Raw genomic sequence first — 24415 nt, forward strand, 5'->3', positions numbered from 1 at the left:
CGCCAGGACTTCTACGCCGGCTTCGCCAAGGAGGGCGGCCGGATCGGTTCCGGCGTCCTCGGCGCCGGCAGCGGAGGTGTGGCCCGATGTGCCTGCTGACCCCGCTGCACCTCGCGTGCGGTGTGCGCCCGCTCCACCCGTTCCGCCCCGAACGACATAGACACAGACCTCGCAGAAGCTGAATCGAGGGGAACCCTTCCCGTGCCTGCCACCACCCGTCCCGTCCCGCGCCACCGCCTGGTGCTGGTCCTACCGCTGCTGGTGGGCCTCCTCGCCTCGTGCGGCTACGGCTCCCAGGCCAAGGGCGACGCGAAGAAGGTGGCGGCCGAGGGCAGGAAGCTGTCCGCCGCCAGCGTGCGGGTCGGGTACTTCCCCAACCTCACCCACGCCACCGCCCTCGTCGGTGACCGGGAGGGCTTCCTCCAGCGGGAACTGGGCGGCACGGAACTGGTCCCGACCGTCTTCAACGCCGGCCCCTCCGAGATCGAGGCGTTGAACGCCGGGTCCGTCGACATCGGCTTCATCGGGCCGTCGCCGGCCGTCAACGGATACGTGAAGACCAAGGGCACCAACCTCCGGATCGTCGGCGGTGCCGCCTCCGGCGGCGTCAGGCTCGTGGTGAACCCGGCCAGGATCAAGACGGTGGACGACCTCAAGGGCAAGAGGATCGCCACCCCGCAGTTCGGGAACACGCAGGACGTGGCCTTCCTCCACTGGATCTCCGAAAAGGGCTGGAAGGCCGACGCCCAGAGCGGCAAGGGCGACGTCTCGGTGGTCCGCACGGACAACAAGGTCACCCCGAACGCCTACGCCTCCGGCGCCGTCGACGGAGCCTGGGTCCCCGAACCGACCGCCTCCCAACTGGTCGCCAAGGGCGCGAAGGTACTGCTCGACGAGGCCGACCTGTGGCCGGACGAGAAGTTCGTCATCACGAACATCATCGTGTCGCGGGCGTTCCTGGCGGAGCATCCGGACGTCGTCGAGGCCTTCCTGCGGGGCACGGTCAAGACCAACGCATGGATCAACGCCCATCCCGACGAGGCGAAGGCCTCGGCCAACGCCAAGCTCAAGGACCTCTCGGGCAAGGCGCTGGACGCCGGGGTGATCGACGCCGCATGGCCGTCCATCCGGTTCACCGACGACCCCCTGGCGACCACCCTGCAGACCCAGACCGATCGTGCGGTGCGTGCCGGCTTGCTGGAGGAGGCCGACCTGTCCGGCATCTACCGGCTGGAGCCGCTCAACAAGGTCCTGAAGGCAGCGGGTCAGCCCGAGGTCTCCGACGCCGGTCTCGGCGCGAAGTAACAGCCCGCAGCCCAACCCCCAGGAGGTGACGACCATGGCCACGACCGCGACGCTCGCCAAGGCCGAGGACCGCACGGCGGTCTCCCATGCCGCCCGCATCGAGCACGTCTCCAAGTCCTTCGGCGGACCCGCCGGCGGACAGCTCGTCCTCGACGACATCTCGTTGGACGTCGCCCCCGGCGAGTTCGTCACCCTTCTGGGCGCTTCGGGCTGTGGCAAGTCCACGCTGCTCAACCTGGTCGCCGGGCTCGACCGGCCGTCCGCGGGCTCCATCGAGACCCCGGGGGGTCGGCCGGCCCTGATGTTCCAGGAACACGCCCTGTTCCCCTGGCTCACCGCCGGCAAGAACATCGAACTGGCGCTCCGGCTGCGCAAGGTGCCCAAGAACGAGCGCCGTGACGAGGCCGAGCGGCTCCTCTCCCTGGTCCGGCTCGACGGCGCCTACGGCAAGCGCGTCCACGAGCTGTCCGGCGGCATGCGGCAGCGGGTCGCGCTGGCCCGTGCGCTCGCCCAGGACAGCGACCTGCTCCTGATGGACGAGCCGTTCGCCGCGCTCGACGCCATCACCCGGGACGTGCTGCACGACGAACTGACCCGGATCTGGCGGGAGACGAAGCTGTCCGTGCTCTTCGTCACCCACAACGTGCGCGAGGCCGTGCGGCTGGCCGAACGCGTCGTCCTCCTCTCGTCCCGGCCCGGCCGGATCGCACACGAGTGGACCATCGACATTCCGCAGCCGCGCCGCATCGAGGACTCCGCCGTCGCGGAACTGTCCCTTGAGATCACCGAGCACCTGCGTGGGGAGATCCGTCGCCATGGCCAGCACTGAAGCCTCCCCGAAGGCACCCAAGACCGATGACCTCGCCGGCCTCGAAGCCGGTCTGGACGCCCTCGACAGCGTGCAGATCCAGCGGACCCCGGTCCGTGAGGTGCTGGTCAAGAAGGTCCTGCCGCCCGTGGTGGCCGTCACGTTGGTCCTCGCGGTGTGGCAGCTGCTGGTGTCCCTCGAGGTCACCGAAGAGTTCAAGCTGCCCGCCCCGTCCGCGGTGTGGGACAGCCTGACCACGATGTGGCTCCAGGGCACCCTCTTCGACGTCCTGTGGACCAGCGTGTCGCGGGCCCTGTTCGGATTCCTGCTCGCGCTCGCCATCGGCACCCCGTTGGGCCTTCTCGTCTCCCGTGTGAAGTTCGTGCGCGCGGCGATCGGCCCGATCCTCGCGGGACTCCAGTCCCTGCCCTCGGTCGCCTGGGTCGCGCCGGCGGTGCTGTGGCTCGGCCTGAACGACCGCATGATGTACGCGGTGATCCTGCTCGGCGCCGTCCCGTCGATCGCCAACGGCCTCGTCGCCGGCGTCGACCAGGTGCCGCCGCTCTTCCTCCGGGCGGGACGGACGCTCGGTGCGACGGGCCTCCGGGGCGCCTGGCACGTCGTGATGCCGGCCGCGCTGCCCGGCTACCTCGCCGGTCTGAAGCAGGGCTGGGCGTTCTCCTGGCGCTCCCTGATGGCCGCCGAGATCATCGCGTCCTCCCCCGATCTGGGCCTCGGACTCGGTCAGCTCCTGGAGAACGGCCGCAACAACATCGACATGGCCGGGATCTTCCTGGCGATCATCCTCATCCTGATCGTCGGCATCGCCGTCGACCTGCTGGTCTTCAGTCCGCTGGAGCGCACGGTGCTCCGGCGCCGCGGCCTCCTGGGAAGGAGCTGAGTCCCGCCGTGAACCGCCTCGTCCTCTCCCCGCCCGCCAGCGCTCCGGCGCGGAAGCACTCCGCACCCGTGCTCCTGGTGATCGCCCACGGCAGCCGCGACCCGCGGCACGCGGCGACCGTCCAGGCGCTGGTGCACCGGACCGGGGAGCTCCGTCCCGAACTGCGCGTGGAAACGGCGTTCCTGGACTTCACCCTGCCGTCGGTGCCCGGTGTGCTCGACCGGCTCGCCGCCGAGGGGGTGCGCGAGGTGGTGGCGCTGCCCCTGCTGCTGACCCGGGCCTTCCATGCGAAGGCCGACATTCCGGCGGTGCTGCGCCAGGCTCCCCCCTCCCTGAACATCCGCCAGGGGGAGGTCCTCGGGCCCTCGCCGCTGCTGGTCTCGGCGGTCGAGCGGCGACTGTACGAAGCCGGGCTGATGCCCGGGGACAAGAGCACGACCGGGGTCGTCCTGGCCTCGGCGGGCTCCACAGACCCGGAGGCGATCGCGGCGATCGCAGAAACGGCGCGGGAGCTGCGGCGCACCGGTTGGTGCTCCGTGCGGCCCGCGTTCGCCTCCGCATCCCTTCCCCGCACCCAGGACGCCGTCAGCGCCCTGCGTGCGGAGCCCGGCGTCCGACGGGTGGCCGTCGCGCCGTACGTCATCGCCCCCGGCCGCCTCCCGGACCGCATCGCGGCGGGCGCGACCGGGGCGGACGCCCTGGCCGCCGTCCTGGGACCGGCCCCGGAACTGGCCCGCCTGCTGGTGGAGCGGTACGACGGGGCGCAGGCGACGGGCCGGACGGCCGCCCGGACGGCCTAGGAAGCACGGCGACGGCGGCTCCGTCCGCCCGGAGGCCGGTGAGGCCCTGGGCGCGGATGCGGACTAGGCCTTCGGGTTCCGTCCGCTCGCCGCCAGGGCCCGGTCGAACGCCGGGGCGTCGTCGGGAACGTCGACGGGCGAGTCGAAGCCCTCGTACTGGCGGTAGACCTCGGCGTGCTCTTCGACGACGCGGAGGACGAAGCCCGCCGTGGCCTCGGGCACCACGAAGTCCTGGCCCGTGGAGCGGGCCAGGTCCCAGCCGTGCAGGGCCAGCTCCTTGACGAGGAGCGAGGCGATGGTGGTGGCCGGCATCGTGACGTAGCCGGTGTCGACCTCTCCGTCCCAGACGCCGGGGCGCTGCCAGGCGAGCAGGGCACGGTCGAGCTGGGCCCCGTACGCCTCGGCCCAGCCGGGCTCGGCGGCGAAGTCCCGTTGGACGGTCTCCTCCGGGAGCGGGGTGCGCAGGGCGCGGTGTTCCAGCCCGTGTGCGGAGTAGAGCACCAGGTGGTTGGCGAGTGCGCGGACCGTCCAGTCGGCACAGACGGAGGGGGTGTCGAGCTGGTCGTCGGTGACGGCGCGGGCGACCCGGCTCGCCTCGGCCGCACAGACGGTGAGGTGGGTGTGGATCTCGTTCATGCCGCCGACGGTACGAAGCGCGCCCGGGCCTGGTCTTGAACTTTCGCGACACCCGGAGGGGATTCCCGCGGGTCGGGTGGCCCACCGGTCGGATGCGTTTCGAGAATCCCTCGCGACCTGCGGGCGGAGCTGCTTTCGAGGCCGCCCTATCCGAAGTCGAGGCCGCCGGTGCGGGTGCGCTTGAGCTCGAAGAGGTCGGGGTGGGAGGCCAGCGCACGGAAGCCGTCGAAGAGCTCTGCGGCGCGCTCGCCCCGCGGGACGGCCCTGAGGACCGGACCGAACCAGACGGTGCCGTCGATATGGATCGTGGGCGTGCCGACGTACGCCCCCGCCTCGGGATCCTTGCCCCGGTCGTGGCTGCGGCGGACCGCGTCGTCGTGGGCCGGGTCGTGCGCGGCGGCCGCGAGCTCCGGCGGAAGGCCGAGTTCGGCGAGGGACTCGACGACCACTGCCTGGAAGTCCTTCTGCTTCTTCTCGTGGATGCGGGTGCCGTACGCGGTGTAGAGCGGGCGCAGGAGCTCCTCTCCGTGCTGCTCGGCGATGGCGGCCGCCACGCGAACCGGGCCGATGGAGGCGTCGACCAGTGCGCGGTACCAGTCGGGCAGGGAGTTGCCTTCGTTGTGGAGGTAGAGGCTCATGAGCTTGAAACGGAGGTCGATGTCCCGGTGGCGCTCGACCTCCAGCATCCAGCGGGAGGTGATCCAGGCGAAGGGGCAGGCCGGGTCGAAGTAGAAGTCGACGGTGGAACGGGGTGGATTCCCGGTGTGTGCGGCGTTCGTCATGCCGTCGAACCTAGCCATTCAATGGCCCTCCTCCATGGTCCAATCAGAGGGTCGGAAAGTGGGCCATTTCGCTTCAGTCCCGTCGGGTCATCTCGACGAGCTTACGCACCGTGTTCCAGTTGCGAGTGGTGGTCACGAGCCCCTTCAGGACGGACGGGCGGTGGATCGCAGCAGCCAGCCCGGACTTCCCGAGCCCCTCGGGGGCGCGGAGGTAGAGCACCCGGTCACCGAGCGCGAACTCCTCGGGGAGGTGGGCTTCGCGGTCAACGGCGGTGAAGCGCTCGGGACCTACGGGACCGGAGCAGTAGACGGCGTGGAGCTGCTTGGCGGCCAGCTCGGCGGCCGGGAAGGGGCACTGCTCGACGACCGAAGCGAGGTAGTCGCCGTCGCGGACGAGACAGTCGACGTGGAAGCCGAAGCGCTCCTCGACGGCTCCTTCCAGCGCGGCCCCGAGCTGCTCCTCGTCGGCGCCCGCATCGGTGACGAAGACGACGTTCCCGCTCTGGAGGTGGGTGCGGACATCCGTGTGTCCGAGTTCTTCGGCGAGGTTCCTGAGCTCCGCCATGGGGACCTTCCGGTGCCCGCCCACATTGACGCCCCGGAGCAGGGCCGCATACGCCTTCGTCGTCATGGACCCAATCTAGAACGGCCACCGCGCCTCGTGGGGGGCGGCGCGGTGGCCGGTTCGAACCCTGTCCGATGGAAGGGATTCCAGAGAAGCCCCTTCATGCATCTGTGATTTATTCAACAAGGCTTCGTAATCGCGAATCCACCATCTGCTCATATAGCGGGCACGGGACATCGCCTCTTCTCACCAAGTCCCCTCCGTCCGATTAACGGCGATCGCGCACGATCCGCCACCCCTGTCCGAAAAACTGCCACGGTACCGGCGCCTCGCCCCTCGGTCGGCCGGCCGTGGAACGAGGCGCGCGGATGGAAGACTGTGGTGCACCAGCGTGCTGGAGGGAGAGGTCGATGGACGAGGCGCGGGCCCGGGAGGTGCTGGCGGCGACGGGACTGTCCGCCACCGAGGCGCGACTGATCGCCTTGGGCGAGAACGCGGTTTTCGCCGTGGGCGAGTTGGTGGTGAAGGTGGGCCGGGACGCGGAGCTGTTCGAGCGGGCGGAGCGGGAACTCGTGCTGGCGTCCTGGCTGGAAGCGGCGGGGGTTCCGGCGGTCCGGGCCGCCGAGGAGAAGCCACGGCTCGTCATGGGACATCCGGTCACCCTCTGGCACCGACTGCCCGAGGCGGTGCGCCCTTCGGAGCCCCGTGACCTCGCCCCACTGCTCCGGGCCGTGCATGCGCTGCCCGCGCCGGAGGGTTTCACGCTGCCCCGCCGCGAACTCCTCGGCGGAGTGGAGCGGTGGCTGCGACTCGCGGGGGACGCGATCGCCCCGGCCGATGCGGCGTTCCTGCGGGAGCGGCGCGATTCCTTCGCCCCTGCGGCAGCCGCGCTGACGCCCCGCCTGACGCCCGGCCCGATCCACGGCGACGCGCTCCCGCGGAACGTCCACGTGGGTCCGGACGGGCCGGTCCTGGTCGACCTGGAGACCTTCTCCTCCGATCTGCGGGAGCACGACCTCGTGGTCCTCGCCCTCTCCCGGGACCGTTACGGCCTGGACCCGCTCGCGTACGAGGCGTTCACCGAGGCGTACGGCTGGGACGTCCGGCAGTGGGAAGGGTGTGCGGTGCTGCGCGGGGCGCGCGAGACCGCGAGCTGCGCATGGGTGGCACAGCACGCGCCGACCAATCCGAAGGCGCGGGGCGAGTTCGAGCGACGGGTCGCCTCGCTGCGGGACGGCGATCCCGAGGTCCGTTGGTACCCGTTCTGACACCATGGTCGGGACCGGCCCTCCGGGTCGGACGCTCTTCGCCGAAAGGGGTGGGGGAATGCGAGTCCAACTGTCAGAGGTGACCCTCGACTTCGAGGTGAGCGGCGAGGGGCCGGCGGTGCTGCTCCTCCACGGCTTCCCGGACAGCCGCCGTCTGTGGCGGCATCAGGTGGCGGCCCTCACGGCGGCCGGTTACCGGTGCGTGGTGCCGACCCTGCGGGGATTCGGCGCCTCTGACCGGCCCGGGGGCGGCCCGGAGGCCTATCACCCGGCCAAGCACGTGGCCGATGTGATCGAGCTCCTCGCCCGCCTCGAACTCGACCGGGTCCACGTGGTGGGCCACGATTGGGGATCGGGCATCGCCCAGGGTCTCGCCCAGGCGGTGCCGGACCGGGTACGAAGCCTGAGCCTGCTGTCGGTGGGGCACCTGGCAGCCATCCGATCCGCGGGCTGGGAACAGAAGCAACGGTCCTGGTACATGCTGCTGTTCCAGCTGGCGGGGGTGGCCGAGGACTGGCTCGCCCGGGATGATTTCGCCCATCTGCGGGAGATGTTGGGCGAGCACCCGGACGCGGAAGCCGTGATCGAGCCACTGCGCGCGCCGGGCGCGCTGACGGCCGCACTGAGCATCTACCGTGCGGGCCTGCCGCCGGAGGTCCAGTTCGGTGCCGATCTGCCGCTGGCGCCCCTGCCGGAGCAGGTCCCGGTGATGGGCGTGTGGTCGACGGGCGACCGTTTCCTCACCGAGCACTCGATGTCCCGGACGGGTGCGTACGTGGCGGGCAGCTGGCGCTATGAGCGGATCGAGGACGCGGGCCACTGGCTCCAGCTGGACCGACCGGAGAGGACGAACGAGCTGCTGCTCTCCTTCTTCAAGGAGAACGGCTAGGAGCGCTCGCCCGAAGGGGCTACTGGCCGGCCGTCGCGACGGCCGAACGCAACGGCCATATCGGGTCGACGACTGCCTCCGGATCGCCCTTGCGGCGCAGGAACGCCTGGAAGTCCTCGGCCCAGGCCCGGTACCAGACGATCTGCCGCCGGTGGAGCTCGGCGGGTTCCAGTTCGGCCACCCGGGGGTGGCGCTCGGCTATCGCAACGGCGACCCGGACGGCGGCGAGCGCGTCGGAGGCGGCTTGGTGGGCGGTTTCGAGGAGCACGCCGTACTCCTCGCAGACCGCTTCCAGGGTCCGCTTGCCGCGCCGGTAGCGGTCGACGGCCCGGTCGATGGTGTACGGGTCGATGACCGGGCCGATGCCCGCCCCGTCGAGCCGCTCCTCCAAGGAGGGGAGTCCGTGGCGGCGCAGCTCGGCGGCGAGGAGCGTGAGGTCGAAGGAGGCGTTGTAGGCGACGACGGGCACGCCCTGTGCCCAGTAGTCGGTCAGGGTCCGGGCGATCTCGTCGGCCACCTCCTGCACCGGCCGTCCCTCGGCGGCTGCCTGCTCGCTGCTGATGCCGTGGATCGCGGATGCCTGTTCCGGGATGTGGATGCCGGGGTCGGCGAGCCAGTCGCGCTGCCGGACCACCCGTCCGTCGTGGAAGCCGACGATCGAGGCGGTGACGATCCGGGCCTCCAGCGGATCGGTGCCGGTGGTCTCCAGGTCGAAGCCGACCAGTGGTTTCCCGTGCCAAGCCATCGGGTCCTCCTTACGTGATCTCCCCCGTGGTGCTGACCACCCTCGCACGCACCACTGACAACGTCCTCGACCGGCCCCGGTGCGGGCTCAGGAGACGGGCCGGGAGTCGAGCCAGACCGATTCGAATTCCTCCCGGTACGTCTCGAAGAGTCCGTGGTCCCCGTCACGGGAGGACTGGCCGTGCCGGACGACGTTCCGTCCGCCTCCCCGCAGTACGAGGACCGGGGCCTCCATGCCCCGGGCCCGGCGCAAGTAGGACTGGACGACGCCGACCCCATCGGCTCCGTCGCCGTCCACCAGGTAGGCGGTGAAGCGGGGGGTCTCGTCGAAGACGTGGATCTGGAAGGCTCCGGGGTCGCGCAGTTTCGAGCGGACCCGACGCATGTGCAGGATGTTCATTTCAACGGAACGGCTCAACTCTCCCTTTTTCAAACCGAGTTCGCGTTCACGCCGCTTGATGGCGCTGCTGGCGGGATTGAGGAAGAGGAGCCGGGTCCGACAGCCGGACTCGGCGAGCCGGACCATGCGGCGGCCGGAGAAGTTCTGCACGAGCAGGTTCAGGCCTATGCCGGTGGCGTCGAGGCGGCGGGCGCCGCCGAAGAGGTCCTCGGCGGGGAGCTGCCGCTGGAGCCGGACCCGGTCGGGGTGGACGGAGACGACGTCGGCGTACCGGTCGCCGACGAGGTCCTCGACCGCGTCCACGGGCAGCCGGTCGGCGGACGGCACGCCGGCGCCGCCGCCGAGGATCTCCAGGATGCGGGCGGAGGCCCGCTCGGACTGGGCGAGGACGGTGAGCGAGAGCGCCCGGTTGCGGGAGACCACGTTGCGCGTGACCTCCAGTTCGTCCAGGGCGAGTTCGACCTCGCGCCGGTCGTCGAAGTAGGGCTCGAAGCAGGGCCAGTGCTGCACCATCAGCTCGCGCAGCTGGGGCAGGGTGAGGAAGCTCAGCACGTTGTCGTCTGCGGGGTCGAGGAGGTAGCCCTTGCGCCGGGAGACCTCACGGACGGCGACGGCCCGCTGCACCCACTCCTGGCCGGCGGGTCCGGCCGCGGCCACCACCCACTCCTCGCCGTGCACCGGCTCGTACACGGGCCGCAGGACGGCGGCGACCACGGCCCGCAGCCGCTGCTCGACGAGGTTGAGCCAGATGTAGGCGCGGCCGGCGCGCTGGGCCCGGGTGCGGACCTCGCTCCAGGCCTCGGGCCCCCATTCGAGCTCCGCCCCTATCTCGACCGGCCGGGCGACGGCGACCGTGCCCGGCGGCACGGTCGCGCCCGGCGGCGCCTCCGCGGGGTCGGCCGGCCCCCCTTCGTGACCCGCGTCACCTGGGGGCAGCTCCAGACCTCCCGAGCTCACCCGCGCACCGCCTTCTGCTCCTGGACGCCCGTTCCAACCACTCCGACAACGATCAAGGAAGGGTACTCCGCGAGCGGGAGGCGGTGCAGCCGGATCGTCAGGCTGCTCGCTCAACTCCCCAGACCGGGGCGTCCGTTCTGGGAGGCGAGATCGGGCGGAGTGAGCGGATTCATAGCGGTTACGTCCCGGGGCACGAGCTGGAAGCCCTGCCAGTGGACCGGCATCGGCTGTTGGTCCTCGTCACGGGCGATGTGGTGGAACCCGATGTTGACCCAGACCGTGGGGCGGGTCAGGGTCTCGCCGTTGACCCAGGTGTCGACGCTGTCGCCGGCCGGGGAGGCGCAGCCCCCGATGTTGTTGCTCGCGAACCTCTCGCAGGCGCGGGACTGGGTGAAGTACACGTCGTGCCGGGTGAAGGCGCGACCCGCGTGGGTGTCGGTGTGGCCGGGTGCTATCTCGTACGAGCGGGCGTGGCCGTCGGCGTTCTTGCCGGTTCCGCTCACCACCCGCCACCAGCGCATGTTCTTGGCGTCACCGGCGAGTTCCTTGGTGATGACGGTGCGCTTGGTCTTCACGGTGGGCCCGCCGCCGCCGGTGGGCGTGGTGACGGTCGAGTCGTACTGTTCGATCCGGTCCTTGGTGGAGCCGTCCAGACCGAAGTCGAGCTTCCAGAAGATGTTGTGGGCGTGGCTGGTGGCGTAGTCGCGGGAACCCCTGCCGAGGGGCCAGCCGCGGTCGTCGGTGGCGTCGTAGTCGACGGGCGAGAGGCTGCCGGTGGCACCGACGTTGGCGCCGATGGTGCCGTCGGCGGTGAAGCGCCACTCGGTGATGTACTCGTACCAGCCGGTCTTGTTGACGGTGTACACGAGCAGGTCCTTGGCCTGTGCCTGCCAGACCTTGGAGCCGCCGTCACTCGCCATCCGATAGGCGTGCCCGCGCGCCCGCGTGGTGGTGCACAGGCCCTTCACGTCACCGACCTCGGGAACCTTGATGGTGGTGAGGGTTCCGCCGGGGCACTCGGCCGGCTTGAGGTTCTGCAGGCCCCAGCCGAAGCCGGCGCCGGTGAGGTCGTCGTACTCGGCTCCGCCGTCGTCGTACGGCACGTGGATCTGGGCCAGCCGGGCACTGTTGAGGACGGGAATGGGCACCCTGGCACCGGGCGGCTGGTAGGTGATCCGGTCGAGCACGAGCCCGGCGTCGATGTCGTAGCGCCAGCACATGCGCCAGGTGGTGCCGCCGGAGAGCTTCTGGGTGATGCGGTAGGCGGTGGAGCACCCGGGTTCGGCGGGTCCGGGGTTGCTCGTCGGGAGCGTGGGCGGCGGTTCGGGGAACCTGGTGGCGCCGGTGGCCGGCCCTGCCGCGGCCGTGGTGGTGGCCAGCAGGGCGACGGCGGTCAGGGCGGCGGCCCGGGTGCGGGTGCGCCGGTTTCGCGGGGTGGGCATGGACGGGGACTCCCTCGTGCGTGTCGCGAGTCGATGGGGAGGCGCGGCGGTCAGCCGACGCGGGTGACGGTCCTGGTGGAGAGGTCGACGATCAGGTCCCGGGCGTTGATCCAGGGCCCGTTCAGGACCTTGGTGACGAGCCGGACGCACCGGTGTTGCCCGCACCGGACGAGCTGTGCGGGCACTTCCGCCTCGCGGTAGGTGCGGTAGACGTCGCCGTTGAACCACAGCTGGTCGGGGGAGGTGAGCTGCTTGCCGGTGGCGTCCGCGTAGTCCTCCCTGAGTCCCTTGGCGAGCGGGCTCGCGAGGATCAGCTCCAGCGCCTCGCGCAGTTCGTCGGGGTGTGCGGAGGGCTGGACGCCGCGCCGTGCGACGGAGGACTCGACGGCGCCGGTGTCGAGGTTGACGGTCCGGACGATGAACTCGTCCCTCGCGTAGTCGTAGAGGCGGACCTCGGCACGGCGCGTCCCGTCGCCCGGCAGCGGGTCGGCGAGTCGGGTGCCGAGGCGCTGGGGGCCACGGGCCCCCGTGACGTCCCGCTGGGCGGTGGCCGGCGGGTTCAGGGCCAGTGCCTCGGCCTTCGCGAGCTCCTCGGTGGTGAGCGGGTCGCTGCCGACGCCCCGCCCGACCCCGGCCGCCGGCGGGAGGACGACGGCCGGCCGGGGAGCGGCGCCCTCGATCTGCTCGCCGGCCTCCCCCGTGCCCGGGCCGCCGGTCGCCCCGGGCGTGCCGCCGGCGCCGGCCGTGTCGGCGCCCGCCGGAGGACGCACCGCCACGGCGCCACGGTCGCCGCCCGGCGTGTCGTCCGCCCCTGCCGGGCCCGGCAGGGTGATGGCGACCGCGACGGCGGTTCCGGTCACCGCCATGGCCGCCCCCGCCACCACCTTCCCCAGGTGGCGGCGCATCATTTCGTACATGCTTCCCCCTCTTCCCCCCTCATGGTGAACGGTCACCCGGTAGGAGGGGGCGAAGTCCTAGGAGGTTGGGCCTCTTTCGGGCAGGATCTGGCCGAAGAGCACCCCAGAACCCGGACAGAAGAGGAAGAGTCATATCCATGCAGGTCTGGCCGGGACAGGCGTACCCCTTGGGCGCCACCTACGACGGAGCAGGAACCAACTTCGCGGTCTTCTCCGAGGCCGCCCACAGGATCGAGCTGTGTCTGCTGCACGACGACGGCTCGGAAACGGCGGTGGAGCTGCGCGAAACCGATGCGTTCGTGCGGCACGCCTATCTGCCGGGGGTCATGCCCGGCCAGCGGTACGGGTTCCGGGTGCACGGTCCGTACGCGCCGGAGCGCGGGCTGCGCTGCAATGCGGCGAAGCTGCTGCTCGACCCCTACGCCCGTGCGGTGTCGGGGCAGGTGAAATGGGGCGAGGCGGTGTACGGGTACCCGTTCGGGCGGCCCGACGCGCGCAACGACCTGGACTCGGGCCCGCACACGATGACCTCGGTGGTCGTGAACCCGTACTTCGACTGGGGCGACGACCGGCGCCCGCGCACCGAGTACCACCACACGGTGATCTACGAGGCCCATGTGAAGGGCCTCACCATGCTGCACCCCGACCTCCCCGAGGAACTGCGCGGGACGTACGCGGGGCTCGCCCATCCGGCGGTCATCGGCCACCTCAAGGAACTGGGCGTGACGGCGCTCGAACTGATGCCGGTCCACCAGTTCGTGAACGACCACCGCCTGGTGGACGCGGGACTCTCCAACTACTGGGGATACAACACGATCGGCTTCTTCGCCCCGCACAACGCCTATGCCTCCTGGGGTGACCGGGGCCAGCAGGTCCTGGAGTTCAAGTCGGCGGTGCGGGCACTGCACCAGGCGGGCATCGAGGTCATCCTCGACGTGGTCTACAACCACACGGCCGAGGGCAACCACCTGGGTCCGACGCTCTCCTTCCGGGGCCTGGACAACCCTTCGTACTACCGGCTCTCCCACGACCGCCGCTACCACACCGACACGACCGGCACCGGGAACTCGCTGCTCATGCGCTCCCCGCACGTGCTCCAGCTGATCATGGACAGTCTGCGGTACTGGGTGACGGAGATGCACGTGGACGGCTTCCGCTTCGACCTGGCGGCCACCCTGGCCCGCCAGTTCCACGAGGTGGACCGGCTCTCCTCGTTCTTCGACCTGGTGCAGCAGGACCCGGTGGTGAGCCAGGTGAAGCTGATCGCCGAGCCGTGGGACGTGGGCGAGGGCGGCTACCAGGTGGGCAACTTCCCGCCGCTGTGGACCGAGTGGAACGGAAAGTACCGGGACTGCGTGCGGGACCTGTGGCGGGGCGAACCGCGGACGCTCGCCGAGTTCGCCTCCCGGCTGACCGGCTCCTCCGACCTGTACCAGGACGACGGGAGACGACCGCTCGCCTCGGTCAACTTCGTGACCTGCCACGACGGCTTCACCCTGCGCGACCTGGTCTCGTACAACGAGAAGCACAACGAGGCGAACGGCGAGGGCAACCGGGACGGCGAGGGCCACAACCGCTCCTGGAACTGCGGCGTCGAGGGCGAGACCGAGGACGTCGGCATCAGCGAGCTGCGCGCCCGGCAGATGCGCAACTTCCTCGCCACCCTGATGCTGTCGCAGGGCGTGCCGATGCTCAGTCACGGCGATGAGTTCGGGCGGACGCAGGGCGGCAACAACAACGCGTACTGCCAGGACAGCGAGATCTCCTGGGTGCACTGGCCGAAGGAGAACAGCGAGGCGGAGGCCACGCTGCTCCGCTTCACCCGTGCGATGGTCCGGCTGCGACGGGAGCACCCGGTCTTCCGGCGCCGCCGCTTCTTCCACGGGCGGCCGGTGGAGGGCACCCACGACGAGCTGACGGACATCGCCTGGTTCACCCCCGAGGGCGAGGAGATGACCTCCCACGACTGGCAGGCGGCGCACGCCCAGGCGCTGACGGTCTTCCTCAACGGGAACGCCATCTCGGAACCGGGGCCCCAGGGCGAGCGGATCGCCGACGACTCCTTCCTTTTGATGTTCAACGCCTCGGCGAAGGAGCTGGAGTTCGTGGTCCCGGACAGCCACGGGCGCTGCTGGCGCATGGTGGTGGACACCTCCGATCCGGAGGGGATGCCTCCACAGGAGGGCCCGGAGCTCGCGGGCGGCGAGCGGGTGACGCTGGCGCCGCTCAGCCTGACCGTTCTGCGGAGGCCCGCCTGACGCTCCGCCCGGAAGGCGCGCGGGGCTCCGTCCCGACCGTCCACGACAGCAGCGCGCAGGCCACGGCAGCGACCACCGCCACCGCGAAGGCGGCGGGGGCGCCGTGGCCTTCGGCCAGTCGTCCCGATGCGGCGAGGGCGAGCGCCTGGCCGCCGACGATCCCGCTGGTGAGGAAGGCCATTGACTCGGCGAGCCGGGCGGCCGGAACGGCCCGCTCGGTGAGCCCGAAGACGGTGATCAGATGCGGGGCGTAGGCGGCACCGAGCACCACCACGACCGCGTACAGCCCGCCCAGGTCGTCCACGAACAGCAGCGGTGCGGAGAGGACGACGAGGCCGGTGGTGGCGGCGCGCCAGCGGGCGGCGAGGCCGATCCGGGCGGGCACGGCGGCCATGGAGAGGCCGACCACCGCGCTCATCACCCCCATGACAGCGTAGACGAGACCGGCCTGCGCGGGCTCGCCCAGTTCCTCGGTGAGGGCGGTGATCCCGGCCTGTGAGGCCCCGAACATGGCGCCCTGCAGGACCATGGTGCCGCGCAGGGCGTACGCCGCCCCCGGCAGCCTCGTCCGTTCGGCGGCACCCCTGCGGGTGGCGTCGGCACCCGTCCGGGTGGAACCCCCGTCCCCGCGGACGGTGGTCGGCACGAGCGCCCGGGCCGTCGGATGGAGGGCGAAGGCCGTCCCGCAGACGGCGAGCAGGAACGCCGCCAGCAGGAGCGCGACGGCCGGGTGGGCGAAGGCGGCGGCGAGGCCGACGAGCGCTGGCCGTGGCGGTCGGCGAGCCGGCCGACGACGGGGCCGGCGACGGTCTGTCCGGCGGCGAGCGCTCCGCCCGTGAGCCCCGCGGTGGCGAGCGAACCGCTCGTCTCGGCGACCAGGAGCAGGCTTCCGAGCTGGCACATGGCGGTGGGCAGCCGACCGAGGAAAGAGACGACCGGTAGGGCCGGTCCGAGCAGGGACAGCGTGTCGCGGTACGTCCGGAGCATCACGCGAACGTAACGCGATGCACACGAACGGGTGCATGGGGCGATGACACGGAAGCCCGCCGACGGGGTACGTACGTTCGCATGACCTCCCTCCCGGCCGTTTCCCCCCCTTCCGTCCTCCCCACCGCCACCTATCGGCTCCAGCTCCAGCCGGAGTTCCCCTTCGCGGCTGCCGAGCGCGCCGTTCCCCACCTGGCGGGGCTCGGGGTCTCGCACCTCCACCTCTCCCCCGTCCTGGAGGCGGTGCCGGGCTCGACGCACGGATACGACGTCACCGACCACCGGACGGTACGGGGCGAGCTGGGCGGCGAGGAGGGGCTGCGGGCCCTCGCGGAGACCGCCCGGAGGCACGGCCTCGGGCTCGTCGTGGACCTGGTGCCCAACCACATGGCGGCCTCGCCGACGCACAACCCCGCGCTGCGCGCCGTGCTCCGCGACGGCCCGGACTCCCCCTACGCCCGCTGGTTCGACATCGACTGGCGGGCCGGGGGCGGGCGGATGCTGCTCCCGGTGCTGCCCGGGCGGCTCCCGGAGGTGCGGGACCGGTTCCGGGTCTCCGGCGGTTCGCTGCACCTGGACGGGCAGGAGTTCCCGCTCCGCCCGGGCACCGGGGCGCTGCCCCTGGACGAGCTGCTCGACGCCCAGTGGTACCGGCTCGGCTGGTGGCGGCTCGCCCGCACCGAGCTCGGCTACCGCCGCTTCTTCACCATCTCGGACCTGATCGGGGTCCGGGTGGAGGACCCCGAGGTGTTCGCGGCGAGCCACGCGAAGATCGTGGAACTGGTCGGGGACGGGGTGATCGAGGGCCTGCGGATCGACCATCCGGACGGGCTCGCGGACCCCCAGGGCTATCTGGAGGACCTTGCGGCGGCGACCGGCGGGCGCTGTTGGACGGTGGTGGAGAAGATCCTCACCGGATCGGAGGTGCTGCCCTCCGCCTGGCCGGTCGCGGGCACCACCGGTTACGACGCGCTCCACCAGCTCGACGGGGTGTTCACCGATCCGGTGGGCGCCGATGAACTCGCCGATGCGTACCGGGACTTCGTCGGGAAGGCCGGGGACCGGGGCGGTCAGTGGGAAGCGACCGCGCGCCGCGCCGCGTACGAGGTGGTCGACCACGACCTGGCTGCCGAGACGGCCGCGCTGACCCGGACCGCGGAGCGGATCTGCGCCGCCGACCCCGCTCTCCGGGACCACGCGCCCTGGGCCTTGGGCACCGCGATCCGCGAGCTGCTCGTCCGGGTCCCGGTCTACCGCCCCTACCGGACCGGCGGCGCGGAGGTGCTGACCCCCGAGGCGGCGCGCGGGGCCAGGGCGGCATTCGCGGTGCCGGAGGAGGCCTCGGCCGTCGAGGTCGTCCGCGGCCTGGCGCTCGGCGAGCTCGGCGAGAGCCCCGAACACCGCTCGTTCCGGGCCAGGTTCGCACAGACCTCCTCCGCGCTGCGGGCCAAGTCCGTCGAGGACACGGCCTTCTACCGGTACGCCCCGCTGCTCTCGGCCAACGAGGTGGGTGGCGACCCCGGCCGCCCGGCGGTGTCGGTGGAGGAGTTCCACGCGTACTGCCTTCGGATCGCCCGGGACTGGCCGGGCACCGGCACCGTGCTCTCCACGCACGACACCAAGCGCAGCGCGGACGTCCGGGCCGGGATCGCGGTGCTCGCCCAGTGCCCGGAGGTGTGGGCGGACCTCCTCGCGGAGGTCGCGGGGGTGCCCGCGCCCGATCCGCACGTGGCGTGGACGGCCTGGCAGACGGCCTTCGGCTTCGGCACCCCGGATCCGGACCGCCTCGGCCCCGCGGTCCTCAAGTCCGTGCGGGAGGCGGGGCTCCGGACCAGTTGGACCGAGCCGGACACGGAGTACGAGCGTGCCGTGGTCGAGTTCGCGGCGGCGGGGCCCGGCAGGATCCCGCTGCGCACCGCTTCGGAGGCGGCCTTCGCCCTGGAGCCGCACATCCGGGCGCACGCGCTCGGCGCCGTGCTCGCACAGCTCACGATGCCGGGGGTGCCGGAGCTGTACCAGAACACGGAGCGGGAGTACCGGGCGCTCGTCGACCCGGACAACCGGGCACCGTTCGAGGTCGGGCCGGAAGACGAACGGACGGCCGTGGTCCGGGCGGCACTGCGCCTGCGGCGGGCCCACCCGGAGGCCTTCGGGCCGGACGGCACGTACGTCCCGCTCGCGGCGGAGGGTCCTGCGGCGGCGCACTGCCTGGCCTTCGCCCGCTCCGGTCGGGTGCTCACGGCCGTCACCCGGCTCCCGCTCCGGTTGGCCCAGTCGGGCGGCTGGCAGGACACGGAACTGGTGCTGCCCGAGGGCCGCTGGGTGGACGCCCTCGACGGGGTGCGGGAGTTCACCGGCGGTCCGGCGACGGAGCTCAAGCTGGCGGAGTTGTTCGCGGAGCGTCCGGTGGCCCTGCTCGCTCGGGCTGAATGAGCCGGCCCGCCACCGCCCGGGGCCCGGGGCGTGGCGGGGCGGGCCGGGGCGCTCAGCCGCCGGGGCGGACGATCAGGCTGCGCGGGGCGCGGGTGATCAACCCCGTGGGCACGGGTCCGAAGCCGTCGGCGAGACGCAGCCGGGGCATGGCCGCGAACAGGGCCCGCAGGGCGTACTCCGCCTCGTGGCCCGCGAGCAGAACCGCCGGACAGAACCCGGTCCCGTAGGTGAGCTGGCCCGCGTCGTCGCGGAAGGGGTCGAAGCGGTCGGGCTCGCGGAAGCGCTCCGGGTCCCGCCCCGCCGAGCCGATGAGCAGGGCGACCGAGGCGCCCGCCGGGACGACGCCACCGCTCGTCGGCACCTCGGCCCGGGTACGGCGGACGGCGACCTGCACCGGCGGGTCCCTGCGCAGCGACTCGGCCCAGGCACGGGCGACCAGCCCCGCGGGCGCGTCCCGAAGGGCCGCGACCTGGTCCGGGTCGGCCAGGACGTTCCCGAGGAAGGAGGCCAGCGCCTTCTCCCGCACGGCGATCTGGCCGCCGCACTCCCCCGCGAGCGCGCCGGCCGCCCGACCGCGGACGAGGCGCATCATGTCGCGGTAGGGCACGCCGACCGCGGCGGCGACGGTGCCGGCGGGCAGCCAGTGGCAGAAGTCGGCGACCAGATCGGCCTGCGGCCGATCGGCGATCCGGCGGGCGAGGACGTGGGCGGTGCGTTCGGTGACCGAACGCAGGGCCTCGACGTCGACGTCCACGTGGGCCCGCGCGCACGGCGGGTCCCCCGGCCGGTGTCCGTGGGTGAACCGGTCGTCGGTGAGGGCGGCTGCCACGTCCGCGTACCGACTGAGGACCCAGGCCCGGAGCAGGGGATCGTAGGTCAGCGGGAACTGCTCGCGCAGGGTCCGGTGGATTCCGTGCGGATCCCGCGAGGCCCCGGGGTCGAGGGGGCTGGGTGCGACGGTGCGTCCGCTGGGCGCCCCGGGCCCGTCAACAGGCCGCTCGGCCACGGCCCGCACGCGTCCGGGGACGGTCGATACGAACGGGGTGCGTGCGGAAGCACTGCTTCCCGGCTTCCCGGGAGGAACCGCCGGAGCCATCGACGGAAGTCGGCTCCAGGGGTCTCCGGACGGTGCGGGCCGGCTGCCGCCCGCGCTCCGGTTCGACTCGTGGTCGGGCTCGTCGCTCATCGTGCCCCCTGTCGATCGGCGGTGGGTACCGCGGCCGGAGATCGTGGCGCGCCTCCCCAGCCCATCATCGAGTCGCCCACACCGCCCGCCGCACACCGCCGAACGGGTGAACCGGTGCGAGTCTTCGACGTCGTGTTCCTCAGTTCTGCGAAAGCCGGAACGACATCTGCCCGAAACCGACCACGTCCCCGGGCCGCACCACCACGGCGCCGGCCACCCGCCGCCCGTTGACGGTGGTGCCGTTCGTCGAGCCGAGGTCGCGCAGCACCCACATCCCGTCCTGCAGGGAGAGTTCGGCGTGCAGCCGGGAGGCGGTCTCGTGGCTGAGCCGCAGCCCGTTGACCGGGTCGCGGCCGATCCGCAACGGGTACGGCCCGGGGCGCGGGAGCAACAGCTTCGGCAGTCGCTCGGCGTGCCAGGCCCGCCCGATCCGCGCCGTGAACGCGGACATCTTCCCGACCGCACCCACCACCCGCCGGGACCAGGCTCCCTCGACCCGCAAGTCAGCGGTGAGGAGCGCGAGTTCATCGGGTCGACGGGCCGTCAGCACGCGCTCCATCCGGAACAGGAAGGTGTCGTGCGAAAGGCGGCCCTGGGCGGCGCCCTCACGGAGCAACACCAGCGCACGGTCCCGCTCGGCATCGGTGAGCCGAGGGGAGTTCGCCGGAAGCTCGAAAGGGGTCGTCACGTCTGCGATTGTCGACCTGCTGCCCCCGACGTGTCCAGAAGCGCCCCGGACCTGGGAAAATCCCTGGCCCGGTCGCATCGAGGACACCCCTGCGGTCCGCCGTCACCGCCCGGATCCGGGTGGTGACGGCCCCGGGGAACGGACCGACCGCGGCGACCTCCACCCGCACGGACCGCGTCGCGTTCGAGTGCGCGATCAACCACGTGCGGAATGCGCCGGGCGCGTCGGGGTCCCGGCTGCCAGGATGGTCGCGGTGTAGTCAGCCGCCCGCCGGCTGGTCCGTCGACGAGGGGATTCCCGTGCTCTTCGAGGTGTGGGCGCCGAGCGCCCGTGACCGGGTGACGCTGGAGCTGAACGGCTCGGACCACCCCTTGGACCGGGACGCGGAACGGGACGGTTGGTGGTCGGGCGTGGCGGCCGCCGAGGACGGCGACCGGTACGGCTTCTCCCTCGACGGCGGCCCGCTGGTGCCCGACCCGCGCTCGCGCCGACTGCCCGACGGCCCCGACGGCCTGAGCGCGGTCGTCGACCACTCGGCGTACGCGTGGCGGCACGAGTCGCCGCGACTGCGGCTGCGCAGCGCCGTCCTGTACGAGCTGCACGTCGGTACGTTCACCCCGGAGGGCACCCTCGATGCGGCGAGCGCCCACCTGGGGGAACTGGCGGGCCTCGGCATCACCCACGTGGAGCTGATGCCGCTGTGCCCGTTCCCCGGGGTGTGGGGTTGGGGATACGACGGGGTGGCACCGTGGGCGGTGCACGAGCCGTACGGCGGCCCCGGGGCTCTGAAGCGCTTCGTGGACGCGGCGCACGGGCTCGGCATGGGCGTGGTCCTCGACGTGGTGCACAACCACCTGGGCCCGTCCGGCAACCACCTCCCCTCCTTCGGCCCGTACTTCACCGAGACCCACCACACCCCGTGGGGCGCGGCGGTGAACCTGGACGCACCGGGTTCGGACGAGGTGCGGGCGTACTTCCTGGGGAGCGCGCTCGCCTGGCTGCGGGACTACCGGATCGACGGGCTGCGGCTCGACGCGGTGCACGCGCTCGCCGACACCCGGGCGCTCACCTTCCTCGAGGAACTGTCCGCGGCCGTGGACGAGCTGGCGCGGGAGCAGGGGCGGCAACACTTCCTGATCGCGGAGTCCGACCTGGCCGACCCCCGCACCACGACCCCCCGGGCACTCGGCGGTCTGGGGGTGCACGCCCAGTGGAACGACGACTTCCACCATGCCCTGCACACCGCCCTGACCGGCGAATCGCAGGGCTACTACGCCGACTTCGCACGTGCCCCGATGGCTGCGCTCGCCAAGACGCTCACCCGCGTCTTCTTCCACGACGGCACCTACTCGACCTTCCGGGGCCGCCACCACGGCCGGCCCGTGGACCGGGAGCGGACCCCTGCCCACCGCTTCCTGGGCTACGCACAGACCCATGACCAGATCGGCAACAGGGCGACCGGTGACCGCCTTTCGGCTTCCCTCTCCCCCGGTCTGCTCGCCTGCGCGGCGACGCTCGTGCTCACCGGGCCTTCGGTACCGATGCTGTTCATGGGCGAGGAGTGGGGGGCGGGCACTCCGTGGATGTACTTCACCGACCACACCGATCCGGAACTCGCGGAGGCCGTGCGACAGGGCAGACGGAAGGAGTTCGCGGCGCACGGCTGGGCGGAGGAGGACGTCCCCGACCCGCAGGAGCCGGCCACCCGTGACCGATCGGTCCTGGACCGCGGGGAACGGGAACGGGACCCCCACAAGCGGCTGCTGGCCTGGCACCGCCAGCTGATCGCCCTGCGCCGCACGCTGGCCGATCTGACGGACCCCGATCTGGCGGGCGTGAAGGTGGCCTTCGACGAGGAGGCCCGCTGGTTGGTCTTCCGGCGCGGGGACCTGCGGGTGGCGGTCAACCTGGGCATGGAGCCGGTGGCCGTCCCGCTCGGCTCCAACGGCCGCGACCGGGTCCTGGCCTCCTGGGACCCGGTCGACGCCCCGACGGCGGACGGCGTCCTCCACCTCCCCGGTGAGTCGGCGGTCGTCCTCACGGACGGCTGACGACCGATCACCTCCCGGGGCGCACGACGTGTTCCCGTTCCTGTCGCCGAAACGGTCGCGGCCCGCGGTCCGCACCCGGCTGGGGTGCGGGGCCCGGGGTCGTGCCGGACGCGGGGCACCGGGTGGTCGAGGAGTTCCCGGAACGGATCGCGGCGCCGGTGGCTCGTGCCGGATAGGGGGTTACTCGACGATCGCCATCTCGTGCGGGGTGTTGTTGAAGCGGCGGCGCCCGCCGTCCTCGGTGGCCGTGACGATGTCCTCGATGCGGACGCCGAAGCGGCCCGGGAGGTAGACGCCCGGTTCGATGGAGAAGCACATGCCGGGAACGACGGGCAGCTCCTCGCCCTCGATCATGTAAGGGGGTTCATGGGTGGTGACGCCGATGCCGTGGCCGGTGCGGTGGATGAAGTGCTCGCCGTAGCCGGCGTCCGCGATGACCTTGCGGGCCGCCCGGTCGATCTCCTGGCAGGCGACCCCCGGTCGCACGGCCTCGAAGCCGGCTTGCTGGGCCTCGCGGACGAGGTCGTGGATGCGGCGCTCCTCGTCGGTGGGCTCGCCCACGTGGACGGTGCGGGTGGTGTCGGAGCCGTAGCCGTGCTTGAGGCCGCCGAAGTCGAGGACGACCATGTCGCCGCGCTCGATGACCCGGTCGCCGGCCTCGTGGTGCGGGTTGGCTCCGTTGGGTCCGGAACCGACGACGGTGAAGTCGACCCGCGAGTGGCCGAAGCCCAGGAGCAGGGCGGCGAGGTCCGCGGCGACGTCGGTCTCCTTGCGGCCGGCGAAACGGACCTTGAGGATCTCGCCGTACGCCTGGTCGGCGGCGGCGCCGGCGGCGGCGATGCGGGCCAGCTCGTGGGCGTCCTTGACGGCGCGGAGCATCGGCAGGGCATCGGTCAGGGAGACGTACGACGTGCCGGGCAGGGCCTTCTGGAGGCCGAGGAGGTGCATGGCCCAGGCGTTGTCGCTGATGCCGATGCGACTGCCCGCCGCGCCCCCGGAACCGCGGGGAGGGCCGGAGGCTTCGAGGAGCGGGGCGGTGAGGGCGTACGGGTCCTTGCCGTCGGTCCAGTCGCGCAGGGTGAGGGCGGCGGCCCCGGGGGCCTTCTCGGCGTCCGGCGCCTCCAGGGTCGGGACGACGAGGACCGGCTCCCGCCCTGCGGCGAGGACGAGGACGGTGAGCCGCTCGGTGATCGCGGTCGGCCGGTAACCGGTGAGGTAGACCAGGTCGGGGCCCGGGGCGACGAGGACGCCCGCGAGTCCCGCCCCGGCGGCGGACTCGGCGGCCCGTGCCATCCTGGCCCGGTAGTCGTCCGTGGTGAAGGGGACGAACTCCTCCGTGGGGTCCGTGCTCGACATGGGGCTTCTCCTTGGCGTCCTCGTCCGGTGCGACGTACAGCATCCTGCCGGGCGGGGCCGGGGGGCGCGAGCGGATCAGCGGCGGTCGGGCCCCTGGGCGATGAGGCGTTCCAGCAGTTCGTGGAAGTCGTCACCCACGACGATCCTCAGGTCGCCCCGCTCCTCGTCGTGCTCGCTGAGCTGGGTGAGGGTGCCGCCGCGCCACCAGAAGACGTAGGGGCTGATGGCACCCGGCACGTCCTCGTACCCGGAGGCCGCGAAGGAGGCCATCGCGCCGAGCGCCGGGATGATCGAGGTGTCCCGGATGGGGTGGAAGGCGAGTTGGTGCCGGAACGGCAGGGCGACGAGGGCGCCGTGCTCGCCGAGCGGCAGGCCGGTGACGCGCCGGACGACGCCGTCGAGGTCGAGGACGCGGCTGGCGGTGTAGAAGGAATCGCCGAGGATGACCTCGAAGCACATGCCGTCGGCGTCCCGGACCGTCTCGTGTTCCTCGACGGGCAGTCCGCGCAGGTTGCGCAGGGCCCGGTCGCGCAGCTGAGCGTGGTCCCCGAGCCGTTCCAGTGCCTCGTCGGTGAGCATCATGACGCTCTCCGGGAGGTCGAGGGCGAGGATCTCGTAGAGGCCGGGGGCGACGGTCCTGGCGTAGCCGAAGGAGGTGGCGTCGATCCCGTCGCCGCTGACGACCCGGGGGTAGAGCTGGGCGCGGATCTGTTCGGGCGGCAGGGTGTCGAGCGCGGAGGGGCCTTCCATGGCCCGGACGACGAGGCCGACGTGCCGTTGGATCAGACCGGGCCAGATGCGGGAGCCGCGCCGGTCCTGGTGGCAGACGGCGGCGAGGTTGTCGAGGCCGAACCGTCGGCCCTTGTCGTCGACGACGTGGTCGGCGTAGACGGTGACTTCCAGGCCGAGTTCGGCGAAGGTGGTGCGGACCCGGCCGCGGAAGAGCGCGGCCTCGCGCTGGGAGAAGTACGCGAACTCGGGGTCCCTCGGTGCGTCGTCGCCGTCCCGCCTGGGTCCTCGTCGCAGCCACCCCACACCCGTC

At 72.2% G+C, this 24415-nt stretch carries 20 protein-coding genes and 1 pseudogene; 9 read left to right on the forward strand and 12 right to left on the reverse strand.

The features are described 5' to 3' along the window. The first annotated feature begins 201 nt into the window (after positions 1-201). The 4 genes from ACFW2Y_RS03890 to ACFW2Y_RS03905 are packed head-to-tail and all read left to right on the forward strand — an operon-like array spanning position 202 to position 3814. The gene (locus ACFW2Y_RS03890; protein ID WP_384873085.1) at positions 202-1305 is read left to right on the forward strand and encodes an aliphatic sulfonate ABC transporter substrate-binding protein; all 1104 of its coding nucleotides are present in this window, start codon (positions 202-204) and stop codon (positions 1303-1305) included. A 34-nt stretch (positions 1306-1339) separates the two neighbouring features. Further along, the gene (locus ACFW2Y_RS03895; protein WP_384873086.1) at positions 1340-2134 is read left to right on the forward strand and encodes an ABC transporter ATP-binding protein; all 795 of its coding nucleotides are present in this window, start codon (positions 1340-1342) and stop codon (positions 2132-2134) included. Continuing rightward, positions 2121-3014 (forward strand): ABC transporter permease, encoded by an 894-nt coding sequence (locus ACFW2Y_RS03900; RefSeq protein WP_384873089.1) that lies wholly within the window; start codon positions 2121-2123, stop codon positions 3012-3014. The genes ACFW2Y_RS03895 and ACFW2Y_RS03900 overlap by 14 nt, the downstream gene beginning before the upstream one ends. 8 nt (positions 3015-3022) lie before the next feature. Further along, on the forward strand, positions 3023-3814 hold the full coding sequence (locus ACFW2Y_RS03905; protein ID WP_384873092.1) for a sirohydrochlorin chelatase: 792 nt from the start codon (positions 3023-3025) through the stop codon (positions 3812-3814). A gap of 63 nt (positions 3815-3877) precedes the next feature. Here the strand turns inward: ACFW2Y_RS03905 and ACFW2Y_RS03910 are convergent, their stop codons facing one another. From ACFW2Y_RS03910 to ACFW2Y_RS03920, 3 genes are all read right to left on the reverse strand, one after another. Beyond that, positions 3878-4450, reverse strand: a complete 573-nt coding sequence (locus ACFW2Y_RS03910) for a TIGR03086 family metal-binding protein (RefSeq protein WP_384873094.1) — start codon at positions 4448-4450, stop codon at positions 3878-3880. Between the two features lie 146 nt (positions 4451-4596). Further along, positions 4597-5250 carry a DsbA family protein gene (locus ACFW2Y_RS03915; RefSeq protein WP_384873097.1) on the reverse strand — a complete coding sequence of 218 codons (654 nt, stop codon included), beginning with the start codon at positions 5248-5250 and terminating at the stop codon, positions 4597-4599. Positions 5251-5305: 55 nt separating this feature from the next. Next, a complete protein-coding gene (locus ACFW2Y_RS03920; RefSeq protein WP_384873100.1) occupies positions 5306-5863 on the reverse strand; it encodes a DUF1697 domain-containing protein in 558 nt (185 codons plus the stop codon). A 344-nt stretch (positions 5864-6207) separates the two neighbouring features. Between ACFW2Y_RS03920 and ACFW2Y_RS03925 the strand changes: the two genes are divergently transcribed. Both ACFW2Y_RS03925 and ACFW2Y_RS03930 read left to right on the forward strand, forming a co-directional pair. Continuing rightward, complete coding sequence (locus ACFW2Y_RS03925; RefSeq protein ID WP_384873103.1) at positions 6208-7065, forward strand: phosphotransferase enzyme family protein; 858 nt, start codon at positions 6208-6210, stop codon at positions 7063-7065. A gap of 58 nt (positions 7066-7123) precedes the next feature. Beyond that, on the forward strand, positions 7124-7954 hold the full coding sequence (locus tag ACFW2Y_RS03930; RefSeq protein ID WP_384873106.1) for an alpha/beta fold hydrolase: 831 nt from the start codon (positions 7124-7126) through the stop codon (positions 7952-7954). A 19-nt stretch (positions 7955-7973) separates the two neighbouring features. On the opposite strand, the gene ACFW2Y_RS03935 is transcribed toward ACFW2Y_RS03930, so the two are convergent. The 4 genes from ACFW2Y_RS03935 to ACFW2Y_RS03950 all read right to left on the reverse strand — a co-directional run bounded on the left by ACFW2Y_RS03935 (position 7974) and on the right by ACFW2Y_RS03950 (position 12414). Then, positions 7974-8699, reverse strand: a complete 726-nt coding sequence (locus ACFW2Y_RS03935; RefSeq protein WP_384873109.1) for a 3'-5' exonuclease — start codon at positions 8697-8699, stop codon at positions 7974-7976. Positions 8700-8786: 87 nt separating this feature from the next. After that, entirely contained in the window at positions 8787-10055 is a 1269-nt protein-coding gene (locus ACFW2Y_RS03940; protein WP_384873112.1) for an SAV2148 family HEPN domain-containing protein, read from the reverse strand. Positions 10056-10165: 110 nt separating this feature from the next. After that, entirely contained in the window at positions 10166-11497 is a 1332-nt protein-coding gene (locus ACFW2Y_RS03945) for a copper amine oxidase (protein ID WP_384873114.1), read from the reverse strand. Between the two features lie 50 nt (positions 11498-11547). Then, complete coding sequence (locus tag ACFW2Y_RS03950) at positions 11548-12414, reverse strand: Tat pathway signal sequence domain protein (RefSeq protein WP_384873117.1); 867 nt, start codon at positions 12412-12414, stop codon at positions 11548-11550. A gap of 137 nt (positions 12415-12551) precedes the next feature. On the opposite strand from ACFW2Y_RS03950, the gene glgX reads away from it, so the two are divergent. Beyond that, entirely contained in the window at positions 12552-14672 is a 2121-nt protein-coding gene (gene glgX / locus ACFW2Y_RS03955; RefSeq protein WP_384873120.1) for a glycogen debranching protein GlgX, read from the forward strand. Here the strand turns inward: glgX and ACFW2Y_RS03960 are convergent. After that, positions 14641-15659: pseudogene (locus tag ACFW2Y_RS03960) on the reverse strand (MFS transporter). The gene glgX and the pseudogene ACFW2Y_RS03960 overlap by 32 nt on opposite strands. 81 nt (positions 15660-15740) lie before the next feature. On the opposite strand from ACFW2Y_RS03960, the gene treY reads away from it, so the two are divergent. Beyond that, entirely contained in the window at positions 15741-18092 is a 2352-nt protein-coding gene (gene treY, locus ACFW2Y_RS03965; protein ID WP_384873123.1) for a malto-oligosyltrehalose synthase, read from the forward strand. 52 nt (positions 18093-18144) lie between these two features. Here the strand turns inward: treY and ACFW2Y_RS03970 are convergent, their stop codons facing one another. Together ACFW2Y_RS03970 and ACFW2Y_RS03975 are read right to left on the reverse strand one after the other, a co-directional pair. After that, the gene (locus ACFW2Y_RS03970; RefSeq protein ID WP_384873125.1) at positions 18145-19278 is read right to left on the reverse strand and encodes a cytochrome P450; all 1134 of its coding nucleotides are present in this window, start codon (positions 19276-19278) and stop codon (positions 18145-18147) included. Positions 19279-19417: 139 nt separating this feature from the next. Beyond that, entirely contained in the window at positions 19418-19966 is a 549-nt protein-coding gene (locus ACFW2Y_RS03975) for an FHA domain-containing protein (RefSeq protein WP_384873127.1), read from the reverse strand. 299 nt (positions 19967-20265) lie between these two features. Between ACFW2Y_RS03975 and treZ the strand changes: the two genes are divergently transcribed. After that, on the forward strand, positions 20266-22017 hold the full coding sequence (gene treZ, locus ACFW2Y_RS03980; protein WP_384873130.1) for a malto-oligosyltrehalose trehalohydrolase: 1752 nt from the start codon (positions 20266-20268) through the stop codon (positions 22015-22017). A 180-nt stretch (positions 22018-22197) separates the two neighbouring features. On the opposite strand, the gene ACFW2Y_RS03985 is transcribed toward treZ, so the two are convergent. Then, positions 22198-23373, reverse strand: a complete 1176-nt coding sequence (locus ACFW2Y_RS03985; protein ID WP_384873133.1) for a M24 family metallopeptidase — start codon at positions 23371-23373, stop codon at positions 22198-22200. A gap of 75 nt (positions 23374-23448) precedes the next feature. Further along, a complete protein-coding gene (locus ACFW2Y_RS03990; protein ID WP_384873136.1) occupies positions 23449-24408 on the reverse strand; it encodes a hypothetical protein in 960 nt (319 codons plus the stop codon). Positions 24409-24415 lie beyond the last annotated feature (7 nt).

It is taken from the genome of Streptomyces sp. NPDC058877 (assembly GCF_042742855.1).
In the GTDB taxonomy this organism is placed as follows: Bacteria; Actinomycetota; Actinomycetes; order Streptomycetales; family Streptomycetaceae; genus Streptomyces.